Origin of the sequence: Microbacterium sp. LWO14-1.2, from assembly GCF_038397715.1 — a bacterium.
GTDB lineage: Bacteria > Actinomycetota > Actinomycetes > Actinomycetales > Microbacteriaceae > Microbacterium.
The window spans coordinates 3,540,035-3,556,509 of sequence record NZ_CP151633.1; the positions used below are offsets into that span (position 1 = coordinate 3,540,035).

The window sequence follows — 16,475 nt, forward strand, 5'->3', positions numbered from 1 at the left end:
GTCACATCACGTTCCCGATGTAGGAGTACTTCACGAAGACCTCCGAGGCGATGCCCGCCTCCTGGAGCACGCCCTGGACGGCGCTCATCATGTAATTCGAGTCCCAGCCCATGTAGAGGTGGTGGGTGTCGTCGAGCCGGTCCCACTGACCCTTCCATGCGGTCTGATCGTAGATCGGTCCGCCGTGAGCCGCGCAGTACGCGACCGCGGCATCGCGCGTGTCGGTCCAGGCCCGACGGAAGACCCGGTTGAAGAGGTGCTTGACGTCGTAGACCTCCCAGCGCTCACCCCGGTACTCGACGTACTCGAACTCTCGCTCCCACCCGGCGGGCCAGCCGCGTCGCCGCACAGCGTCGAGGATCGGGGTCAGGCCGTCGTCGTCGATCTCAGGCAGAGCAGGACGCGCCCAGATACGGAGCAGATCGGACGTCAGCCGGACCGTGCGCTGCGAGATGGCCGCCGTCCCCCAGGTCTCGGTCTCCTGCAGCGCGGCCGTCTCGGGCACAGCGCTCCTCGCGTACGCCGAGGCGCGCTTCACGGGGTAGGACTCGCCGAAGAAACGCTCGGACAGCGCTTGCTCGAGCAGCGTGAGGTTGCCGAGCGTCGGGGCGAGTGCCCGGTGCGCGTTCCGCTCATCGTCGGAGTAGTCGATCCACTCGCGGTGGCCGTCGCCCGACCAACCGTCGCTCGGGACGGTCGGGACGATGTGCTCGACATCGAAGTCGGCGGTGTCGTCCACGCCTTCGAGTCGCCCGAGCACGTACGCGGGGTGGGGGAGCTCGCTGTACTTCAGGACCGCGCTCACCCGCTCGTCCGATGGCGTGATGCGCGCGAAAGCACGCTCCAGCGCGTCCGGGCCCGAGAGGCGGGCACGGCAGAGTCGGGCGACCAGGCGCTCGTTCGGCAGGTTCACGAGGGTCCGCCGCAAATACATCGCCTGGATCCGCTCCAGGGTGAGGATGAGCTCGTCGCGGGGGATCAGACCTCGCGCGTGGTCGCTGTAGGCACTCAGCACGAGCGGGTACGCCGCGCGCCCGAACGTGTTGACGAAGCCCAGCTGCCGCGCGATCTCGGGGTCGCTCTCGAGCGAGGGATCGAGCAGGATGCCGTAGATCTCGGCGTAGTGGCGCCAGACCTCGGCATCCGCCTGCAGGTGCTCCACGTCGACGCGCGGGAAGGACTGCCGGAACGCGCTGTAGACCCCGTGCTCCCCGTTCGCCGCGACCTCCCGCCCGGTCGTCATGACCAGGTAGTGCCGCCAGAAGGCGCCGATCGTCTCGCCCGTGTGCCGCTCGATGGGCAGCCAGAAGCGCTCCTCGACGTCGAGCTGCTCCGAGTGGGTCAGCCCCATCAGGATGTAGTTGTGGATGAGTTCGTGATCGCGGAGCGGCTCACCCGTCGAGTTCAGGCTCTCGAAGATCTGCTGCGCGTTCGCGCCCGAGCCCAGCGTGATCGACACGTGCTCGAGCCGCCGCAGGCCGCGCCAGATCGCCGCCGCCTCGTCGGCGTGGACCTGGCTGCGGAAGAACGCGTAGTTGTCGTCGAACCTCGACTCGCGCTCCGTGCTGTCGCCGCGCTCCAGCACGACCGACTCGTACAGGTCGGCCCACGCGTCGTGCGGCCGCAGCTTCGTACGGTCGGGATCGTCGGGCCGCACGAGCACACGGGCGAGCTCCGCCGCGAGCGAGGGGTCGGTGTCGCGCACCGCGTGCTGCAGGGCGGCGACGAGCAGCATCAGGGTGGTGATGCGCTGCTGCCCGTCGATCAGGACCAGGTCGGTGTCGGCATCCGAGTCGTCCGCGGCCGAGAGGATCGAGCCGATGAAGTGCCGGTGCGAGTCGTCCTCGGCGGCGACCGCGCGGACGTCGGCGAGGAGTTGCTCGCAGCCGCCGATGTCCCACCGGTACTGCCTCTGGTACACCGGCACGACGATGGTGGTGGAGTCCGCTGCGAGCCATTCGATCGTGTTGACAGCTGTCGCCTCGACGTTGGTCGCAGTGCTCATGCTGATGTCTCGCCCTCCCATGACGCCGGTCGCCGTGGAGTCGCCAGGCGCCCGATTCAGTCTATTCGCTTATTCACGGCGGCCCTCGGCTGGCGCTCCGCGACCCGCTGTTAGGCTTGCCTTATCAGGGCCTGTTAAAACGTGCTGGCCCCCGATGAAAGGACATGACTCAGATCATGGGATACATCAAGTCCAAGGCGCTCGAAGACAAGGGCTTCGTCGTTCTCGACAGCTACAACCAGGAGCTCGACCCCAAGGAGTGGCTCGACATCGAGTACAACGATTGGAAGTCGTCCGGCGACACCCGCTTCGCACCGCTCGCGAGCGCCAAGGGTGAGATCGAGTGCAACGGCTTCTGGAACCACAAGCCGCCGCGCACCGACAAGGACGGCGTCTGGATCGACTCGCAGACCGCCAAGGCTCCGAACCTGACCCGTCGCGCTCAGGAGCCCGGCGCGAACGTCGGCCGCTGCCGCGTCATCGAGCTGCAGCCCACGCCGTACGGCGAGTGCCTCTACAACCTTCACCAGGACGACAACAACCGTCTGAACCCCGACGGCACCGGCTGGGTCGTTCGCGGGTTCTTCAACCTCACCGACGACAAGGACAGCTTCTTCGTCCTGCGCGAGAACCGCACCGACCCGAGCATCGAGTACCGCATCGCTCTGCCGGCCGGCGCTCAGCTGATCGTCGACACGCAGCGTCTGTGGCACGCGGCCACGCACGTCGGCACCGAGCCGCGCTACTGCCTCATCACGTCGTGGACCTCGGGCCCCGAGCTCGACGCGTACATCGAGAAGTACCACGGCACTCAGGACGTCCCGAACGTCGAGGTGCCGCAGGATGTGCTCGAGGCCGGCTACGCCGAGCAGGCACGCCGCGACGCCGCTCGCGCCGCCTACTACGCGGCCAAGGGCCAGCAGGTCAAGCAGACCATGAGCGAGGCGTGATCCTCGTCTGAACGGGCCCGAACGGGTCGGAAGGCCCCGGTCGTGTGACCGGGGCCTTCGTCGTACGAATGACACGCTTGTGATTTCCTCGTCTCTGGGCGAGAATGGGCGCATAACCGCATAGAACCGCCGCTCTCTCGGTGGTCAGGTCGTTGGGGAAGACGCACCTGATGAAACGGAGAGATCATGGCGACGACGTACGCACGCGGAGTGGTGTTCATCCACTCCGCACCTCGCGCGCTCTGCCCGCACCTCGAATGGGCGGTGGGACGCGCTATCGGTCGTGCAGTGAACTTCGACTGGTCGGACCAGCCTGTGCTCGACGGCGCACGCCGTGCCGAGTTCTACTGGGACGGACCGGTCGGTACCGGAGCTGCCCTCGCGACCGCGATCCGCGGCTGGGAGCACCTGCGCTTCGAGGTCACGGAGGATCCGACGCCCCGCAGCGACGGCGGACGGTGGCTGCACACCCCCGACCTCGGCATCCACTACGCCCAGACGGATGCGGCGGGCAACATCGTCATCGGCGAGGACCGCATCCGCTACGCGATGGAGATCGCCGCGGGGAGCGCCTCGGAACTGCAGCGCGAGCTCGACATCGCGCTCGGATCTGCCTGGGACGAGGAGCTCGAACCCTTCCGTCACGCCAGCGACGACGCGCGCGTCGTCTGGCTGCACAAGGTCGGCTAGGCGCACAGACGTGGAGCGGGGAGGCGCGAGTATCGGATGCCGGTGATCTCTCCCGGACGCTGAGAAGGCGTATCCCCCTCCGGATGACGAGGACCCCGCCCCTCCAGGGACGGGGTCCTCGTCTGCGTCAGATGACGGCGGCGTGCGACATCTCGGTCAGCCGCGGTGCACGACCGGCGGTCACGGCCTCCCACGCCGAGCGGAAACGCTGCATCGCGAGGGTCGTGCGGTCGGGCGGCAGGGTGATCGGCACGCGCACGTGCCGCTCCAGGACTCCACCGGTCGCGAAGCGGGGCCCGGGCGGGAGGATGAGTCCGCGCTCCCGGGCGGCGAGCGAGAGCTCGGTCGACACCGGCGCGCCGAGGTCGAGCCATACCGACAGGCCGCCGGGAGCAGACGGCATCGTCACACCGTCGATCTCGTCGAGGCCCGCGGCGACGGCTGCTCGACCGTCGCACAGCCGCGTGCGGACGTGTGCGGTCAACGCCGGCATGTCCTGGAGGAGTTCGACGGCGATGCACTGCTCGAGCAGCGCCGTGCCGAGCTCGAACGACGGGCGCGTCGCGAGCAGCCGCGAGATCAGCGACCTGTCGGCGCGGATCCAGCCGAGCCGCAGACCGCCCCAGGCGATCTTCGACATCGAGCCGAGGGTCACCACCTCCGGGCTCGAGGCGGCGAACGGCAGCGGGGCCCATCCGCGGTCGATGTCGAGCTCGGCTGTCGTCTCGTCGACGATCAGCATCGTGCCCGCGCTGCGAGCGGTCGCGGCGATGCGTTCGCGGGCGGAGTCGGGAAGGGTCGCGCCGGTCGGGTTGTGGAAGTCCGGGATCAGGTAGGCGACGTGCGGTCGTCCGCTCAGGATGGTCTCGGTGACGTGGCGCTCGTCCCAGCCCTCGACGTCGACGGGGGTCGGCAGCATCCGATAGCCGTGCCGGTGCAGTGCCTCGAGCGCATGGGGGAACGTCGGCTGCTCGACGAGCGCCCGTTCGCCGCGGCGCCCGATCGCGGCCAGCACGAGGTTCAGCCCGTTGAGGGCGCCCGAAGTGATGATGATCTGGTCGGCGTCGGTCGGGAGGCCGCGCTGGCTGAAGCGCTGGGCCACGGCATCCCGCAGCTCGGGCAGTCCGCGGAGGGAGTACCCGCTGGTACCGCGCAGCGCGGCCAGGCGGGGGAGCGAGCGCACCGTGGCGTCGTAGAGCCCGGGCGTGGAGTCCATGGATGCGATGGACAGGTCGATCGCATCGTGGTCGTCGGCATCGCGCGGCGTCCAGGTGTCGCGCGGCAGCGATATCCGGGTGCCGCCGCCGTGCACCCGCGACACGTAGCCCTCGTCCTCCAGCAGGCCGTAGACGCGGGTGGTGGTCGATCGCGACCGACGGATCTCGAGGGCCAGCGCCCGTTCGCTCGGCAGCTTCTCTCCGACGGTCAGCCGGCCGTCCAGGACGAGGGCCCTGATACGGTCGGCGAGCTCCCGCGCGGTGCTCCCGGCGACCTGGTCGGCACCGAGGAGGCTGACGAGTCGAGATGTCATGCTTCCAGCATGCCGCGAAGTGGACCGCTATCGCCAGGCCACTTTGCGCTGAGTGGACCCGTTCTGCGGTGAGGTGACGGGTCCACGATGGTCTCATGCACCTCCGTTCGCTGTTCCTCCCGATCGCCGCGACGAGCCGCCGCGACCTCGCCGAGCGTCTCGGCCAGCTGCTCGTCGGCCTGTTCCTCTACGGCGTCGCGCTCGGACTCATGGTGCGGGGCGGCATCGGTGTGGCGCCGTGGGACGTCCTGGCGCTCGGAGTGTCCGGCAGCACCGGGCTCGGGTACGGCCTGGTCACCGTGCTGGTCTCGATCCTCGTCCTCATCCTGTGGATCCCGCTGCGTCAGCGCGTCGGACTCGGCACCCTGCTCAACGCGCTCCTGATCGGTCCGAGCGCCGACCTCACGCTCGCGCTCGTCCCGGCGCCCCCGTCGGTCTGGATCGGCGCCCCGATGTTCGTGGCCGGCCTGGTGCTCCTCGCGTTCGCAACCGGGCTGTACATCGCCGCCGACTTCGGTCCGGGCCCCCGCGACGGTCTCATGACCGGACTCGTGCGCCGCACCGGCTGGCGCGTGTGGATCGTGCGCACCCTCATCGAGGGCAGCGTGCTCCTCGTCGGACTCCTCCTGGGCGGGCCCGTGGGGGTCGGCACCGTGCTCTTCGCCTTCGGCGTCGGACCGCTCGTCGGCCTGTTCCTGCCGTGGTGCACGCGACTGCGCGAAGTCCGCTCGCGGCAGCTCGCCGCGCTCTAGAGAAGACCACACGGAAAAAGCGCCGTGCTGCAGAGCAGCACGGCGCTTTCGCGTGGTCCGAGGTCAGTCGGTGCCGGCGAACACGGCGACGGCGTTGTGGCCGCCGAACCCGAAGGAGTTGCTGATCGCGATCTGCGGGCCGTCGCCGAGGGGCTGCGCCTCTCCCGAGAGCTTGAAGGGCACGGCGGGATCGGGCTCCGTCATGTTGATCGTCGGCGGTGCGACGCGATCACGCAGCGCGAGGATCGAGAAGATCGCCTCTAGCGCGCCGGTACCGCCCAGCAGGTGGCCCGTCGAGGCCTTGGTCGCGGAGACGGGGATCTCATCGATCCGGTCGCCGAAGACCTTCCTCAGTGCGACGTACTCGTTCGGGTCTCCGACCGGGGTCGACGTCGCGTGGGCGTTGATGTGGGTGACCTGGTCGGCGCTGACGCCGGCGCCCTCGAGAGCCTGCGTGACGGCGCGGGCCGCCCCGTTGCCCTCGGGGTCGTTGCCGGTGATGTGGTACGCGTCGGCGGTGACCGAGCCGCCGAGGACGTACCCGTAGATCTTCGCGCCGCGAGCCTTCGCGTGCTCCTCGGTCTCGAGGATGAGCGCCGCAGCGCCCTCGCCCATGACGAAGCCGTCGCGGTCGACAGCGCCGGGACGCGAGGCCGTCGACGGGTCGTCGTTGCGGCGGGAGAGCGCCTGCGCCGAGGCGAAGGCGGCCATGGTGATCGGGTGGATCGCCGACTCGGTGCCACCGGCGATCACGACGTCGGCGAGCCCCTCCTGAAGGTGGTCGTAGGCGTGGATGAGCGACTCGGTGCTGGAGGCGCATGCACTCACGACGGTCTGAGCATAGGCACGTGCCTCGAACTGCAGCGACAGGTTTCCGGCCGCGGCGTTCGGCATGAGCATCGGCACCGTCAGCGGCATCACGCGACGGGGGCCCTTCTCACGCAGCGTGTCCCAGGCGTCGAGGAGCGTCCAGAGGCCGCCGATCCCTGTGGCGAAGTCGACGCCGAGGCGCTCGGGCGCGACCTCGGGGGATCCGGCGTCGGCCCAGGCCTCGCGCGCCGCGATGAGGGCGAACTGCGACGAGGGGTCGAGGCGCTTGGCCTCGTGACGGGGCAGCACCTCCTCGGGGCGGACGGAGGCTTCGGCGGCGAAGGTCACGGGAAGGTCGTACTGCTCGACCCAGTCGTGCTCGAGCGTGCGGGCGCCCGAGACTCCGGCCAGCAGATTGGTCCAGTTCTCGGGGGCGGTGCCGCCGATGGCGGACGTGGCACCGATGCCGGTGACGACGATGCGCTTGGTCATGTGTGGTTCCTTGTCAGGCGGATCGAACAGAGGGTGGGCAAGGCAGAGGATGCCACGCCCCGCGAGGGCGGGGGTGGCATCCTGAGCGGATTACTCCTGGCCTGCGACGATGAAGTTGACGGCGTCGCCGACGGTCTTCAGGTTCTTGACCTCGTCGTCGGGGATGGTGACGCCGAACTTCTCCTCGGCGTTGACGACGATCGTCATCATCGAGATCGAGTCGATGTCGAGGTCGTCCGTGAACGACTTCTCGAGAGCGACCTCCGAGGCGTTGATGCCGGTCTCGTCGGTGATGAGCTCTGCGAGGCCCGCGAGGACCTCATCGTTGGTGAAAGCCATGGTGGTCTTCCTTTTCTTACGGGGTTGATTTCGGAACCGTGGAACAGTCTAGGGAAGGTCGGCGTGTTCTCAGGGAAGGACGACGACCTGGGCGGCGAAGACGAGACCGGCGCCGAAGCCGATCTGGAGCGCGAGTCCGCCCGACAGCTCGGGGTGCTCGGCCATGAGCCGGTGGCTCGCGAGGGGGATGGATGCCGCTGACGTGTTGCCCGTCGTCTCGATGTCGCGGGCGATCACCGTCGTCTCGGGCAGCTTCAGCTGCTTCGCGAACTCGTCGATGATGCGCATGTTCGCCTGGTGGGGGATGAACGCGGCGATGTCGTCGGGGCCGACGCCCGCCTTGTCGAGAGCCTCGCGGGCGACCTTCGCCATCTCCCACACAGCCCACCGGAAGACGGTCTGCCCCTCCTGGCGGAGGGTCGGCCACGGCACCTCGCCGTCGCGGAAGTCGGTGAGAGTGCCGTTCATGCCGACGGCCTCGGCCTTCGAGCCGTCGGAACCCCAGACGGCCGGCGCGATGCCCGGCGTGTCGCTCGGGCCGATGAGGGCGGCCCCGGCCCCATCGCCGAGCAGGAAGGAGATGCTGCGGTCGGTCGGGTCGACGATGTCGGAGAGCTTCTCGGTGCCGATCACGAGGGCGTAGCGCGCCGCTCCGGCCTTGATGAGGGCGTCCGCCTGGGTGACCGCGTAGGCGTAGCCGGCGCACGCGGCGTTGACGTCGTATGCCGCCGCGGGATTCGCTCCCACGCGGTCGGCGACGATGGCCGAGACGGAGGGCGTCTGCTTCGGGTTGCTGATGGTCGCGACGATCACGAGGTCGACCTGGTCGGCGGGGACGCCGGACTTCTCGATCGCCTCCGCGGCCGCCGTGGTCGCGAGGTCGATCGCGTCGGTGCCCTTGCCCGCGCGCGTCCTGGTCACGATGCCGGTGCGCTGACGGATCCACTCGTCGCTCGAGTCGATAGGACCGATGAGGTCGTCGTTGGGCACGGCGTTCTCGCCGCGGGCAGCGCCGTACGAGTAGATGCGCGTGTACGCGGGACCGGTGAGCTGGGTCAGCGTGGCGGTCATGCGGCTTCTCCGTTCAGCAGCGCGACGGCCGCGTCGAGGTCTTCGGGGGTCTTGACGGCGACGGTCGGAACGCCGCGGAGTCCGCGCTTGGCGAGCCCGGTGAGAGCACCGGCCGGGGCGAGCTCGATGAGTCCGGTGATGCCCTGCTCGGCGAAGGACGCCATGCACAGATCCCAGCGCACGGGCGACGAGACCTGGTCGACGAGGTAGTCGAGCGCCTGCTGGCCGTCGGCGACCACGGTACCGTCGCGGTTCGTCCACAGCGGGATCGACGGGTCGGCCGGGGTCACGGCGGACACGGCGTCGCGCAGCGCCTCGACGGCCGGCGCCATGAACGCCGTGTGGAACGCTCCGGCGACCTGCAGCGGGATGACGCGCGTGCCCTTGACGGGCTCCGCGGCGAGCGACGCCAGAGCGTCGAGTCCGCCGGCGACGACGAGCTGACCGCCGCCGTTGTAGTTCGCGGGGGAGAGGCCGAGTTCGCCGAGGCGGGAGAGCACGGCGTCCTCGTCGCCGCCGAGGACGGCGCTCATCCCGGTGGGGGTCTGCGCCGCGGCATCCGCCATCGCGCGACCCCGGATGCCGACCAGACGCATGCCCGTCTCGGCGTCGATCACGCCGCTGTCGACGAGAGCGGCGATCTCGCCGACCGAGTGGCCGGCGACGCCGTCGGCGCGGCGACCCGCGCGCGATTCCAACGCCGCCGCGGCGACCAGCGATGCCGCGACGATCAGCGGCTGCGCGATGCGCGTGTCGCGGATCGTGTCGGCATCCGACTCGGTGCCATGGAGGCGGAGGTCGACCTCTGCGGCGTCGGAGTACGCGGCGACGGTGTCAGCCACGCCGTCCAGCTCGAGCCAGGGGGAGAGGAAACCGGGGGTCTGCGAGCCCTGTCCTGGGCATACGACGACAATCACATCCCCAAGTCTGCCAACGATCCGCCGCGAGCGGTGGATGATCCATCACAAGTTTCCGCCGAACCGTTGTGAGTGGCGTACAGCGGCCGGCGGGAGGATGGTCAGATCAGCGCGACGGACGACGCAGCGGAGCGCGGCGACGGACCTGGTCGGCCGCGCCGATCGAGCCCAGGATCAGAGCGGTCTGCAGGATCAGCGCCTCGCGAGGTCCCGTGGCATCCCACCCGATGACCTCGCTCACCCGCTTCAGCCGGTAGCGCACGGTGTTCGGGTGCACGAAGAGCTCACGGGCCGTCGCCTCGAGGGAGCGGCCGTTGTCGAGGTAGCTCCACAGCGTCGTCACGAGATCGGTGGAGTGAGCCTGCAGCGGACGGTAGATCCGCTCGATGAGGGTCTGCTTGGCGAGCGGATCGCCCGCGAGCGCCCGCTCGGGCAGCAGGTCGTCCGCCTCGACGGGGCGGGGTGCGCTGCGCCAGGCGCGCGCGACGGCGAAACCGGCGAGTGCGGCCCTGGCGCTCTGGCTGGCGTCGACGAGGGCGGCGACGGCCGGTCCGAGCACGACGTAGCCGGGGCCGAAGGAGGGCTCGAGGCGCGAGGCGATCTCCTCGAAGCCCAGCTCTTCGTCCTCGGTCTCCTGGCCGGGCACCCGCGCGCGCCCGATGACGAGGACGAGACGGGAGCCCTGCACGCCGATGAGCACGTCCACGGCGAGCTTGCGCGCCGTGCGCCGCACGAGATCGACGTCGAACTGCGGGGGAGTCGTGCCGACGAGCACCGCGACCTCGCCGTGACCGTGCCAGCCCAGGGCGGCGATGCGGCTCGGGAGCTCCTCGTCGGCTTCGCCGGTCAGGATCGAGTCGACGACGAGGGCTTCGAGGCGCGCGTCCCACAGGCCGCGCGCCTCGGCGGCGCGCGCGTACACATCGGCGGCCGCGAAGGCGACGTCGCGGGAGTACAGCAGGATCGCCTCGCGGAGATCCTCGCCCTTGCCGGCGACGCGCTCCTCCGTGACCTCCACCGTGACGCGGATGAGCTGCAGCGTCTGCTGCAGGCTCACGCTGCGGAGCAGCTCACGCGGAGCGGCGGCGAAGATGTCTGCGGCGATCCACGGGGTCGACGTCGGATCGTCGTACCACTGGATGAACGACGTGATGCCGGCCTGCGCCACCAGCCCGACCGCAGAGCGGCGGGCCGGTGGCATGTCGGCGTACCATGGGAGGGTGTCCTCCAGGCGCTTGATCGTCACCGAGGCGATGTCGCCGGAGATCCGCCGCAACCACGTGAGTGTCGCGGCCTTGTCCATGCCGCGAGGAGACGATCCTGTCACCGATGGCTCAGCTTTCGCCGCCTGCGTTGCCGCTGGTGCCGGCGTTCACGTCGTGCAGGCGGTACTTCTCGATCGCCTGCGCGGCGAGCGAGCGGTCGACCGTGCCCTCCTCTGCGAGCGACTGCAGCGTGCGCACCACGACCGACGGTCCGTCGATCTTGAAGTAGCGGCGAGCGGCGGCGCGCGTGTCGGAGAAGCCGAAGTCGTCGGCACCGAGCGTGGCGTAGCGGTTCGGCACCCACGGGCGGATCTGGTCCTGCACGGCGTGCATGAAGTCGCTGACCGCGACGACCGGACCCTCGGCGCCCTGCAGCTTCTGCGTGAGGTATGCCGTGCGGGGTTCCTCTTCGGGGTGCAGGAAGTTGTGCTCGTCGGCGGCGAGGCCGTCGCGGCGCAGTTCGGTCCACGAGGTGACCGACCAGACATCGGCGATCACGTTCCAGTCCTTCTTCAGCAGCTCCTGCGCCTCGAGAGCCCAGGGGAGACCGACACCCGACGCGAACAGCTGCGCGCGGGGTCCGTCGCCTTCGCCGACGGAGACGCGGTGGATGCCGCGCACGATGCCGTCGACATCCACGTCCTCCGGCTCCTTCGGCTGCACGAGCGGCTCGTTGTAGACCGTCATGTAGTACATGACGTTCGGGTCGGGGTGGTTGCCGCCGTACATGCGCTCGAGACCGTCGCGCACGATGTGCGCGATCTCGTAGCCGTAGGCCGGGTCGTACGACACCGTCGCCGGGTTCGTCGACGCGAGCAGGTGCGAGTGGCCGTCGGCGTGCTGCAGGCCCTCACCCGTGAGGGTGGTGCGCCCTGCCGTCGCGCCGATGATGAACCCGCGCGCCATCTGGTCGCCCGCCGCCCACTGGGCGTCGCCGGTGCGCTGGAAGCCGAACATCGAGTAGAAGATGTAGATCGGGATCAGCGGCTCGCCGTGCGTGGCGTACGAGGTGCCGGCGGCGGTGAACGCGGCCAGTGCTCCGGCCTCGTTGATGCCGACGTGCACGATCTGACCCTGCGGGCTCTCCTTGTAGGCGAGGAGCAGCTCACGGTCGACCGACGTGTAGTGCTGGCCGTTCGGGTTGTAGATCTTGGCCGTGGGGAAGTACGCGTCCATACCGAACGTGCGCGCCTCGTCGGGGATGATCGGCACGATGCGGTGGCCGAACTCCTTCGTGCGCAGCAGGTCCTTCAGCAGACGGACGAACGCCATGGTCGTGGCGATCTCCTGCGTGCCGGAGCCCTTCTTGGGCAGCGCGTACGCGGAGTCGTCGGGAAGCGAGAGGCCGACGTGCGTCGAGCGGCGCTCCGGGAGGAAGCCGCCGAGCGACTTGCGGCGCTCGAGCATGTACTGGATCGTCTCGTCCTGGGGTCCCGGGTTGTAGTACGGGGGCAGGTACGGGTTCTCCTCGAGCTGCGCATCCGTGATCGGGATGTGCATCGTGTCGCGGAACGTCTTGAGGTTGTCCAGCGTCATCTTCTTCATCTGGTGGGTCGCGTTGCGGCCCTCGAAGTGCGGTCCGAGGCCGTAGCCCTTGACCGTCTTCGCCAGGATGACCGTGGGCTGGCCCTTGTGCTCGGCCGCGGCCTTGAACGCCGCGTACACCTTGCGGTAGTCATGACCGCCGCGCTTGAGGTGCCAGATCTGCTCGTCGGAGTAGTCGGACACGAGGGCCGCAGCACGCTCGTCCTTGCCGAAGAAGTGCTCACGGACGTAGGCGCCGGACTCTGCCTTGTACGTCTGGTAGTCGCCGTCGGGCGTCTGGTTCATGATGTTGAGGAGCGCGCCCTCGGTGTCGCGGGCGAGCAGGTCGTCCCACTCGCGCCCCCAGACGACCTTGATGACGTTCCAGCCGGCGCCGCGGAAGTACGACTCCAGCTCCTGGATGATCTTGCCGTTGCCGCGCACGGGGCCGTCGAGGCGCTGCAGGTTGCAGTTGATGACGAAGTTGAGGTTGTCGAGGCCCTCGTTGGCGGCGACCTGCAGCTGGCCGCGGCTCTCGATCTCGTCCATCTCGCCGTCGCCGAGGAACGCCCACACCTGCGAGGACGAGGTGTCCTTGATGCCGCGGTTCTCGAGGTACTTGTTCGACATGGCCTGGTAGATCGCGTTGATCGGGCCGAGGCCCATCGACACGGTCGGGAACTGCCAGTAGTCCTGCATCTGCCGCGGGTGCGGGTACGAGGGGATGCCGAAGGGGGCGCGCGACTGCTCCTGACGGAAGCCGTCGAGGTGCTGCTCGGTGAGGCGACCCTCGAGGAAGGAGCGGGCGTAGATGCCGGGGGAGGCGTGGCCCTGGATGAAGATCTGGTCGGCGCCACCGGGGTTGTCCGCACCGCGGAAGAAGTGGTTGAAGCCGACCTCGTAGAGCGCCGCCGAGGACGCGTAGGTGGAGATGTGACCGCCGACGCCGATGCCGGGCCGCTGTGCACGGTGCACGGTGACCGCGGCGTTCCAGCGGATCCACGCGCGGTAGCGGCGCTCGATCTCCTCGTCACCGGGGAACTCGGGCTCGTTCTCGGCCGCGATCGTGTTGATGTAGTCGGTGGTCGGGACCATCGGCACGCTCAGGTGCAGCTCCTTGGAGCGCTTCAGCAGGCTGAGCATGATCTCGCGCCCGCGGCCGTGGCCCTTGGCCTCGACGAGCTCGTCGAGGGACTGCTGCCACTCGCCCGTCTCTTCCGGATCGCTGTCGAGGTTGCCCTGGGAGTACGGATCCTGGTCGTGCACAGTCACGGGGGAGCCTTTCGTCATGCTGGCAGGTCATGCCAAGGAAACGGGAAGCGACGCGGGCAGCCTTGTCGGCTGTTCACAACGCGTGCCGCCCTCAGCCTATCCCTCTTCCACGACATCGGTGCGCATCCGTCTGCCGATACACTGAGGGCACCAGGGCCTTTAGCTCAGCTGGTAGAGCGCCACGTTTACACCGTGGATGTCGTCGGTTCGATCCCGGCAGGGCCCACCTAGGAATCGATCGTCGAAACGAGACACGCCGACTCCCGGTCCTTTTCGCCCGGCCGCCAGCGGATCCCGAGCTCATCTGTCTCATCGCGTAGTCCATGGGAGAGTGGGCGAAAGCGAACGTCTGGAGATCGGCGTGATGCCCTTGCTGGCGCCTTCTCTTGACGGAGCCAGCGCGCGATCATAGTGTCGGCGAGATCGAGCAGTCCCGTTCCGACGGAGGGTGAGACGATGGCTGAGCTGATTGACATCTCGTTCGCTCACGGTCTCTACGGCTGACCGACAGTGCCCCCGGAGGCATGATGCAGCGCCCGCTCGCGGGGCTGACCCGAAAAAATCTCGCGCGCGAGCTCCTCGCCGGCGTGACGCTGTCAGCGATCGCGGTGCCACTGAACATCGGGTACGCGCAGATCGCGGGCCTCCCGGCATCAGCCGGGCTCTATGCGCTTGTCGTGCCGACCGTCGTGTACGCGCTGGTCGTCTCGTCGCGTCAGGTCGTGGCGTCACCCGACGCGGCTGCAGCGGCGCTGGTGGCATCGTCGGTCGGCGGGCTCGCCGTCGCGGGCTCGGAGGATTATGCGACCCTCGCCATGGCGCAGGCAATCATCTGCGGGGGTATGTTCCTGCTCCTGGCCTTCTTCCGTCTCGGGTTTCTGGCGAATTTTCTCTCGAAGCCGATCCTGATCGGTTTCGTCGGTGGGCTCGCGCTGGACATCCTGATCTCCCAGGTGGCGAAGATGCTGGGGGTGAAGATCGATTCCGGCGCCGAGTTCGGGGCGAAGGTGATCGCGCTGGTATCGGGTGTGCTGACCGCGAATCCTTGGTCCGTGATGATCGCCGCGGTCTCGGTGGCGATACTGCTCCTGGGGCGACGGCTGCTGCCTGTCGTCCCGTGGGCCCTGATCGTTCTCGTGGGCGCGACGACGGCAGTGGTGCTCACCGACGCTGAAAACGCGGGTGTCGACGTCCTCGGCGAGGTACCTGCGGGACCTCCGGTGCTGACCTGGCCGATGCTGGAGTGGGCGCAGTGGTTGTCGCTCGTCCCATCGGCGATCGCGCTGACGATGGTGACCGTCGCCGAGGGGCTTCTTGTCGCTCGCTCCTACTCGGACCGACACCACTACCGGACGAGCCCGAATCGCGATCTGCTCGCTTTCGGGCTCGGCAACATCGCTGCGGGCGCGAGCGGAAGCTTCGCCATCGGGTCATCCACGTCCCGCACCGCTGCGATGGATCAGGCCGGCTCGCGCACGCAGGTGCCGTCGCTGGTGCTGGCGGTCGGGACGCTCCTGCTTCTCCTGTTCGGAACGGCGCTGCTGACCGACATCCCCTCGCCTGCGATCGGCGCGGTCGTCGGCGTCGCGATCCTGCCGCTTCTCGGCGGGCGCCAACTGGTCGCACTCTGGAGGCTGGATCGCTTCGAGTTCGCGGTGGCGGCCGTGTGCTTCCTGGTGACCCTGTTCGTCGGCGCCATCCCCGGCATCATCGTGGCGTTCGTGCTCGCTCTGATCAATCTCGCCCGCCGAGCGGCGCGTCCGCCTATCGATGTCCTGTCTGAATCGGGGGATCCCGCGGGTTCGCTTGTCGACGGTGCGGCGCCCGGCGCCGTCACCGCACCGGGAGTGGTGGTCGTCCGCATGGCCGCGCCGTTGTTCTTCGCCAACGCGGACATGTTCGCTGAGGCGGTGAAGTCCGCGGTCTCGACCGAGTCCTCGAAGGTCCATCATCTGATCGTCGATATGGAGGCGGTCACCGACGTCGATGTGACGGCAGCGGAATCGTTCGCCGCGCTCCGCGCATGGCTTCACGACCACGATGTAGACCTCTCTTTCAGTCGCGTGCGCCCGGGTGCGGAGGCGAGACTACGACGTTTCGGCATCATCTCCGACGAGGTGCTGTTCACCACCAACCGCGCAGCCGTGGCCGCGCTCAGAAGCACGGAGAACCGATGATGACGGACGTGCTCGGCGGCATCCTTCCCCTCGCGGTCGGCGTGGCGATCAGTCCGATTCCCATCATCGCGATCATCCTCATGCTGCTGTCGCCCTCTGCCCGGACGGCAGCGGTCGGGTTCGTTGTCGGGTGGGTGCTCGGAATCGTCGTCGCCGTGACGCTCTTCACGCTGATCGGTACAGCGATCCCGGCCGCGGACCCGGATGCTGCGAAGCCCGTCCAGGGAGTCATCCACCTGGTATTCGGCGCGCTGCTCATCGGTCTCGGCATCGCGCAAATGCGGCATCGCGGTGCCTCCTCGTCGTCGAAGGCGCCACCGAAGTGGATGCAGGCGATCGACCGGATGTCGTTCCCGGGGGCGTTCGGTCTCGGTGCCCTGCTGGCCGCGGTGAACCCGAAGAACACGATGATGACGGCGACCGCCGGCATCACGATCGGGACGCCGGGTATCTCCGTCGGGAGCGCCGCGATCGCGATCGCGGGCTTCACCGTGATCGCTGCCTCCACGGTCGTCGTGCCCGCACTGGCCTACCTGCTCGCGGCCGATCGGCTCGGCGGAAGGCTGGTTGCCGTACGGGAGTGGCTCGAGAAGGAGAACACGGTGATCATGGCCGTGCTCCTTCTCGCCCTCGGCCCCATGAACATCGGCAAAGGCATCGCGCTCTTCTGAGGCAGGCAG

13 protein-coding genes and 1 tRNA gene are annotated in these 16,475 nt (G+C 68.8%); 6 read left to right on the forward strand and 8 right to left on the reverse strand.

The window, feature by feature from the left end:
- Nucleotide 1: 1 nt before the first annotated feature.
- The gene (locus tag MRBLWO14_RS17115; protein ID WP_341934267.1) at nucleotides 2–2,005 is read right to left on the reverse strand and encodes a DUF262 domain-containing protein; all 2,004 of its coding nucleotides are present in this window, start codon (nucleotides 2,003–2,005) and stop codon (nucleotides 2–4) included.
- A 176-nt stretch (nucleotides 2,006–2,181) separates the two neighbouring features.
- On the opposite strand from MRBLWO14_RS17115, the gene MRBLWO14_RS17120 reads away from it, so the two are divergent.
- Nucleotides 2,182–2,955, forward strand: a complete 774-nt coding sequence (locus MRBLWO14_RS17120) for a hypothetical protein (protein ID WP_341936226.1) — start codon at nucleotides 2,182–2,184, stop codon at nucleotides 2,953–2,955.
- Between the two features lie 186 nt (nucleotides 2,956–3,141).
- Nucleotides 3,142–3,645: a DUF3145 domain-containing protein gene (locus MRBLWO14_RS17125; RefSeq protein ID WP_251588046.1), complete on the forward strand. Its 504-nt coding sequence runs from the start codon at nucleotides 3,142–3,144 to the stop codon at nucleotides 3,643–3,645.
- A gap of 127 nt (nucleotides 3,646–3,772) precedes the next feature.
- On the opposite strand, the gene MRBLWO14_RS17130 is transcribed toward MRBLWO14_RS17125, so the two are convergent.
- Complete coding sequence (locus MRBLWO14_RS17130; protein WP_341934268.1) at nucleotides 3,773–5,176, reverse strand: PLP-dependent aminotransferase family protein; 1,404 nt, start codon at nucleotides 5,174–5,176, stop codon at nucleotides 3,773–3,775.
- Between the two features lie 95 nt (nucleotides 5,177–5,271).
- On the opposite strand from MRBLWO14_RS17130, the gene MRBLWO14_RS17135 reads away from it, so the two are divergent.
- The gene (locus MRBLWO14_RS17135) at nucleotides 5,272–5,928 is read left to right on the forward strand and encodes a hypothetical protein (protein ID WP_341934269.1); all 657 of its coding nucleotides are present in this window, start codon (nucleotides 5,272–5,274) and stop codon (nucleotides 5,926–5,928) included.
- 63 nt (nucleotides 5,929–5,991) lie between these two features.
- On the opposite strand, the gene MRBLWO14_RS17140 is transcribed toward MRBLWO14_RS17135, so the two are convergent.
- The 6 genes from MRBLWO14_RS17140 to aceE all read right to left on the reverse strand — a co-directional run bounded on the left by MRBLWO14_RS17140 (nucleotide 5,992) and on the right by aceE (nucleotide 13,618).
- Nucleotides 5,992–7,230 carry a beta-ketoacyl-[acyl-carrier-protein] synthase family protein gene (locus tag MRBLWO14_RS17140; protein WP_341934270.1) on the reverse strand — a complete coding sequence of 413 codons (1,239 nt, stop codon included), beginning with the start codon at nucleotides 7,228–7,230 and terminating at the stop codon, nucleotides 5,992–5,994.
- 90 nt (nucleotides 7,231–7,320) lie between these two features.
- Nucleotides 7,321–7,569 carry an acyl carrier protein gene (locus MRBLWO14_RS17145; RefSeq protein ID WP_017202249.1) on the reverse strand — a complete coding sequence of 83 codons (249 nt, stop codon included), beginning with the start codon at nucleotides 7,567–7,569 and terminating at the stop codon, nucleotides 7,321–7,323.
- Between the two features lie 69 nt (nucleotides 7,570–7,638).
- The gene (locus tag MRBLWO14_RS17150) at nucleotides 7,639–8,640 is read right to left on the reverse strand and encodes a beta-ketoacyl-ACP synthase III (RefSeq protein WP_341934271.1); all 1,002 of its coding nucleotides are present in this window, start codon (nucleotides 8,638–8,640) and stop codon (nucleotides 7,639–7,641) included.
- Complete coding sequence (locus tag MRBLWO14_RS17155; protein WP_341934272.1) at nucleotides 8,637–9,557, reverse strand: ACP S-malonyltransferase; 921 nt, start codon at nucleotides 9,555–9,557, stop codon at nucleotides 8,637–8,639. The genes MRBLWO14_RS17150 and MRBLWO14_RS17155 overlap by 4 nt, the downstream gene beginning before the upstream one ends.
- 106 nt (nucleotides 9,558–9,663) lie before the next feature.
- Complete coding sequence (locus tag MRBLWO14_RS17160) at nucleotides 9,664–10,860, reverse strand: helix-turn-helix domain-containing protein (protein ID WP_341934273.1); 1,197 nt, start codon at nucleotides 10,858–10,860, stop codon at nucleotides 9,664–9,666.
- A gap of 31 nt (nucleotides 10,861–10,891) precedes the next feature.
- On the reverse strand, nucleotides 10,892–13,618 hold the full coding sequence (aceE, locus tag MRBLWO14_RS17165; protein ID WP_341934274.1) for a pyruvate dehydrogenase (acetyl-transferring), homodimeric type: 2,727 nt from the start codon (nucleotides 13,616–13,618) through the stop codon (nucleotides 10,892–10,894).
- A gap of 153 nt (nucleotides 13,619–13,771) precedes the next feature.
- On the opposite strand from aceE, the gene MRBLWO14_RS17170 reads away from it, so the two are divergent.
- The 3 genes from MRBLWO14_RS17170 (at nucleotide 13,772) to MRBLWO14_RS17180 (ending at nucleotide 16,466) form a co-directional block, all read left to right on the forward strand.
- Nucleotides 13,772–13,844, forward strand: a tRNA-Val gene (locus MRBLWO14_RS17170).
- Between the two features lie 298 nt (nucleotides 13,845–14,142).
- A complete protein-coding gene (locus MRBLWO14_RS17175) occupies nucleotides 14,143–15,795 on the forward strand; it encodes a SulP family inorganic anion transporter (protein ID WP_341934275.1) in 1,653 nt (550 codons plus the stop codon).
- Nucleotides 15,792–16,466: a GAP family protein gene (locus tag MRBLWO14_RS17180; RefSeq protein WP_341934276.1), complete on the forward strand. Its 675-nt coding sequence runs from the start codon at nucleotides 15,792–15,794 to the stop codon at nucleotides 16,464–16,466. Before MRBLWO14_RS17175 ends, MRBLWO14_RS17180 begins: the two co-directional genes overlap by 4 nt.
- Nucleotides 16,467–16,475: the final 9 nt, after the last annotated feature.